This window comes from Cellulomonas biazotea (assembly GCF_004306155.1).
In the GTDB taxonomy this organism is placed as follows: domain Bacteria; phylum Actinomycetota; class Actinomycetes; order Actinomycetales; family Cellulomonadaceae; genus Cellulomonas; species Cellulomonas biazotea.
Genome location: NZ_BIMR01000384.1, coordinates 1 through 5,437 on the forward strand (window position 1 = coordinate 1; position 5,437 = coordinate 5,437).

Consider the following 5,437-nt stretch of genomic DNA (forward strand, 5'->3'; position numbering starts at 1 on the left):
AACACGACGAGGCCGGGCGACATGACCGGGGGCACGTCCCACCCGAGCTTGTCGAACACGTAGTAGAACGGGCTGACGCGCGGCAGGTAGAGGAAGCCCCACAGCAGCGACGCGATGACCGCGGGCACGGCGTACGGCAGGAAGATCGCGATCCGGGAGAACGACTTGGCCCGCGTCCGGCGCGCGTCGAGCAGCAGCGCGAACAGCAGGGCGAGGCCGAGCATCGTGGGGACGAGCAGGATCCCGTAGAGCGCGACGCGGCCGACGGACGCGATGAACTCGGGGTCGTCGAGCGCGCGGCTGTAGTTGGCGAAGCCGGCCCAGACCTCCTGGCGGGCGCCGGAGCCGAGCCCGAGGCCCTTGACGACCTCGGTGCGGAAGCTCAGGTAGACGGCGTACGCGATGGGGAGCGCGAGGAACAGCGTGAAGAGCGTGAGGGCGGGCGCGAGGAACGCGAACGGTGCCGCGGTGCGCCGGCGTCGGCGCCGCGTCGCGGATCGGTCGCGCGTCGCGGCCGCGCGGGGCGGGGCGAGGGTGGTCACGTGAGGGTCCTTCCGGTAGCGCGTGCGACGTCGGACACGGGTGCCGTCGGCGCTGGTGCGCGCGGCAGAGCAGGGGCGGGGGCGGCCGCCCGGCGGAGGGGTGCCGGGCGGCCGCTCGTCGTCACTCCTTGACGGAGAAGCCCTGGTTCTTCAGGTCGTCGACCGTCGTGGCCTGCATGGCCGTGACCGCGTCGAGGAAGAGCGAGGCCTGCTTGGCCTCGGCCGCCTTGCCGAACTCGTCGTTGTACGCGGAGTACGCGACGTTGACGTTCGGGCCGTAGGTGAAGGGCTGCACGCCCTTCGCCGTCTCGCCGGCGATCTCGTAGAAGTCGGGCTGGTTGGCGAAGAACTCCGGCGGGGAGGCGAGCGCCTCGGCCTGGCTCGGGATGTCGGCCGGGTACAGGCCGCCACCGGAGACGAGCAGGTTGACGCCCTCCTGGCTGGCGTTGAGCCACGCGATGAACTTCGCGGCCTCGGCGGGGTGCTTCGACTGGGACGTGACCGAGGTGGCCGAGCCGCCCCAGTTGCCCGTGGCGTTGTCGCCCTCCTCCCACTGCGGCATGGGCGCCATCTTCCACTTGCCGGCGGTGTCGGCGGCGTTGCCCGACAGGACGCCGGGCGCCCAGATGGCCGAGAGCCAGCCGACCTGCGTGCCGTCGTTGAGGGCGGCGTTCCACTCGGGGGTGTACATCGGCTTGTTGTCGATGACGCCCTTCTCGACGAGGCCGCCCCAGTACTCGGCGACCTTCTGCACGGCGGCGGACTCGATGTCGACGCTCCAGGAGTCGCCGTCGATGCCCCACCAGGACGCGCCGGCCTGCTGCGTGAGGCCGGTGAACCAGCCGGCGTCGGTCGCGGAGAACGTGCTGAGGTACTTGGTCGGGTCGGCGGTGTGCAGCTGCTCGGCGACCTGGGCGAACTGCTCCCACGTCGTCGGGACGGCCAGGCCGAGCTCCGTGAAGATGTCGTCGCGGTAGTAGAACTGCATGGGGCCGGAGTCCTGCGGGACGCCGTAGACCGCGTCGCTGCCGAGCGTGACGGACTGCCACGTGCCCTCGGCGAACCGCTCCTGGGTGCCCTCGGGGAGGACGTCCGCGATGTCGGCGAGCGCGTCGGACGAGACCAGCGTGGGGATCTTCTGGTACTCGGTCTGGAACAGGTCCGGGGCGCCGGAGCCTGCCTGGATCGCCGTGAGCAGCTTGGTGACGGCCGGGTCGCCGCCGTCCTGCTTGTTGACGGTCACCTGGATGTCGGGGTTGGCCTCGTTCCAGACGGCCGCCGCCTCCTCCATGCCGGGCGCCCAGGTCCAGAAGGTCAGCTCGACCTTCTCGCCCGAGGCGTCCGTCGAACCGGTGTCGCCGTCGTCGCCGTTGCTCGAAGAGCACGCGGTGGCGAGCAGCGCGGTCGCAGCGACGACCGCCGCGACGCGGATACCTGTGTGCAGGCGCATCTGACCTCCTCGTCAAGGGTCCGCCGCTCCACCGCGACGGACGGGCGTCCACTGTGACGCCTTGCCTGTGCGCGTTCACAGTGATGGAGCGTCCCGAGCCTTGTCAACCACGGTCACCCTGGTGTTACCTATCCGTTGTGAACGGTCCCAGGGGGCGATCCGAGCTCATCTGGTCTGTGATCGGTCACAGCGGACATACCTGACTCGACGGAGCGTCATGCCCTTCCAGACCTCATCCGAGCCCGCGCGCGCCACCTGGCCGACCGGGCTCGACAGCATCGCGTACGGCGGCGACTACAACCCCGAGCAGTGGCCCGAAGAGGTCTGGCACGAGGACGTCCGGCTCATGCGCGAGGCCGGCGTCAACCTCGTCTCCGTCGGGATCTTCTCCTGGGCACTGCTCGAGCCGCGCGAGGGCGAGCACGACTTCGGCTGGCTCGACCGGCTCCTCGACCTGCTGCACGACAACGGCATCCGCGTCGACCTCGGCACCCCCACCGCGTCGCCGCCCGCCTGGTTCTTCGCCGCGCACCCCGACGCCCGCGTCGTCACGCGCGACGGCACCGTCCTCGGCTTCGGCTCGCGCGGCATGGCGTCCCCGTCCCACCCCGCCTACCGCGCGGCCGCCGTCGGGATCGCCGACGCCCTCGCCCGCCGGTACGGCCGGCACCCCGCCGTCGCCCTGTGGCACGTCCACAACGAGTACGGCGCCCCGGTCTCCGACGACTACTCCCCCGCGTCCGCGACCGCGTTCCGCGCCTGGCTGCAGGACCGCTACGGCACCCTCGACACGCTCAACGCCGCGTGGGGCACGACGTTCTGGGGCCAGCGGTACGGCGAGTGGGCGCACGTCGACGTCCCCGCGCTCGCCCCCAGCGTCGTCAACCCCGCCCAGCGGCTCGACTTCGCCCGGTTCACCGACCACGCCCTGCGGGCCTGCTTCGTCGCCGAGCGCGACGCCATCCGCGCGCACTCCGACGTGCCCGTGACCACCAACTTCATGACCACCAACTGCCCGTCCACCGACCTGTGGGCCTGGGCCGCGGAGGTCGACGTCGTCTCCAACGACCACTACCTCACCGCCGCCGACCGGCGGGGTCACGTCGACCTCGCGCTGGCCGCCGACCTCACCCGCTCGCTCGCGGGCGGCAAGCCGTGGATCCTCATGGAGCACTCCACGTCCGCCGTGAACTGGCAGCCCCGCAACGTCGCCAAGCGCGCCGGGGAGACCACCCGCAACGCCCTGAGCCACCTGGGCCGCGGCGCCGACGCGATCCTGTTCTTCCAGTGGCGGGCATCCCGCAGCGGCGCCGAGAAGTTCCACTCCGCGATGCTGCCGCACGCCGGCACGTCGTCCCGCGTGTGGCGCGAGGTGCGCACCCTCGGCGCCGACCTCGGCCGGCTCGCCGAGGTGCAGGGCTCGACCGTCCGGGCCGACGTCGCGATCCTGTGGGACTGGGTGTCGTTCTGGGCGCAGGACCTCGAGTGGCGGCCGTCCGTCGACCTCGACCACCGCGAGCGCGTCCTCGCCTACTACGACCGGCTGTGGCGCGACGGGCTGACGGTCGACCTCGTGCACCCGACCGCCGACCTGTCGGCGTACCGGCTCGTCGTCGCCCCCGCGTCGTACCTGCTCACCGCTGCCGCCGGCGACCACCTCGCCGCCTACGTGGCCGACGGCGGGACGCTCGTCGTGTCGTACTTCTCCGGCATCGTCGACGAGCACGACGCCGTGCACCCCGGCGGCTACGGCGCACCCCTGCGCACCGCGCTCGGGCTCACCGTCGAGGAGTTCCTGCCCCTGCGCGAGGGCGACACCCTCGCCGTCGCGTGGGACCACGACGGCGTGCGCACCGAGCTCGCCGCCGACGTCTGGGCCGACGACCTGGCGCTCGAGGGCGCCGACGTCGTCGCGACCTACGTCGACGGGCCCGCCGCCGGGCTCCCCGCGATCACCCGGAACCGGCACGGCGCCGGCACCGGCTGGTACGTGTCCACGCGGCTCGGCGTCGACGGTCTCGCCCCCGTCCTGCGCGCCGCCTACGCGGACGCGGGCCTCGCACCGTCCGGGCTGCCCGACGAGGTCGAGGTCGTCCGTCGGCACGGCGCGGTCGCGGACTACGTCGTCGCGGTCAACCACGCCGACCAGCCCGTCGAGATCCCCGCCGACGGGACCGAGCTGCTCACCGGCACCGCCGTGAGCGGGTCGTACAAGGTGCCGGCCGGGGGCGTCGCGGTCGTCCGCGAGGCACGTCGCGGCTGACCTGCCACGCGGCGCCGCGTCCGGGTGCCGCGGCCACGCCCGGCAGCACGAAGGCCCGGTCGGCGTCCCTCCACGCCGACCGGGCCTCCTCGTCCCTCCGCGAGCGCGTCAGCGCGGCACGGAGAAGTCCAGCTCGTCGTCCGCGACCGCGACGACCGTCCACGTCCGGCCGTCGTCCGACGACAGCTCGTACGTCGGCAGGAGCACGGCCGCGCCGTCCGGCAGCGACGTGAACGCCAGGCCCAGGCGAGCCGACGTGATCGTCACGTCCTCGACCGGCCAGGCGATCGGTCCCGCGGTCGCGGTCGGGGGGACCGTCGGCTCGGCGGCGGGGTCGACCGCGATGCCCGACTCGGCGGACCGGGCCATGTCGGCGGCCGCGAACGGCATCATCCCGCCGCCCGTCGAGCCGAACCGGGGGTCGGTCAGGCGCTCGACCGCCGCGCGCGGGCTCACGACGTCGTACGCGCCGAGGTCCACGAGCGGGGCCAGCGAGCCCCACAGCGACTGCACGCCGTCACCGACGAGGGACACGTTCCACGCCAGCCCGGTGCGCTGGTCGTCGACGACCTGGTACGCCGTCACCTGCACGAGCTGCGCGATGCCGGTGTCGCTCATGACCTCGTACTCGAACCCGTCGGCGTCGACCCCGAGCGACGCCAGGACCTCGCGCGCCTTCGCCTCGGCGGCGTCGCCGGTCGGGGCCGCCGGCTGGTTCGGCTGCTCGCACCCGGCACCCGGGTCGACGATCGCGGGCTCCGCGGCACCGGTCGCACCGTCCGTGCCGGCACCCGACGAGTCGAGCGTCTCCGGGGCGGACCGCACGCACGACCACGGGTCGCGGGCCGGGTCGTAGTACGACACGCTCGCCGAGCCGTCGGGCGACAGCGACACGGTCGCGCCCGAGCCGTCCGTCGGGCCCACCGTCCACGAGCCGTACTCCTGACGCGGCTCCCCCGCCACACCGAGCGCGGCCGCGACCCGTGCGACTGTCTCCGCGGAGAACACGCTCGCCGCGTCGAGGGCCCACGCGGTCGCGCTGCCGCCCTCGCCCGACAGGCCGCTGCCCGCCGTGAAGACGACCCGCCCGCCGTACCAGGCGAGCTTGGACGACGCCACGTCGCCGGCCATCGACGCCGCACCGCGCGCTGCCTCCGGCGCCGACGCGTCGGCGCCGGAGGC

4 protein-coding genes are annotated in these 5,437 nt (G+C 73.5%); 1 reads left to right on the forward strand and 3 read right to left on the reverse strand.

The features are described from left to right. Together CBZ_RS18960 and CBZ_RS18965 are read right to left on the reverse strand one after the other, a co-directional pair. The coding region (locus CBZ_RS18960; protein WP_130783015.1) for an ABC transporter permease at positions 1 to 542 on the reverse strand (542 nt) is incomplete at its 3' end. 121 nt (positions 543 to 663) lie between these two features. Continuing rightward, positions 664 to 1,992, reverse strand: a complete 1,329-nt coding sequence (locus CBZ_RS18965; RefSeq protein ID WP_130783016.1) for an ABC transporter substrate-binding protein — start codon at positions 1,990 to 1,992, stop codon at positions 664 to 666. 217 nt (positions 1,993 to 2,209) lie between these two features. On the opposite strand from CBZ_RS18965, the gene CBZ_RS18970 reads away from it, so the two are divergent. Then, on the forward strand, positions 2,210 to 4,255 hold the full coding sequence (locus CBZ_RS18970) for a beta-galactosidase (protein WP_130783017.1): 2,046 nt from the start codon (positions 2,210 to 2,212) through the stop codon (positions 4,253 to 4,255). Between the two features lie 108 nt (positions 4,256 to 4,363). Here CBZ_RS18970 and CBZ_RS18975 read toward each other — a convergent pair. Continuing rightward, on the reverse strand, positions 4,364 to 5,437 hold a 1,074-nt coding region (locus CBZ_RS18975; protein ID WP_218022820.1), incomplete at its 5' end, for a hypothetical protein.

What these genes read in the sequence shown, in the direction of transcription:
- CBZ_RS18965 (WP_130783016.1), bottom strand. Translation starts at nt 1,992, where the DNA reads ATGCGCCTGCACACAGGTATCCGCGTCGCGGCGGTCGTCGCTGCGACC.
- CBZ_RS18970 (WP_130783017.1), top strand. Translation starts at nt 2,210, where the DNA reads ATGCCCTTCCAGACCTCATCCGAGCCCGCGCGCGCCACCTGGCCGACC.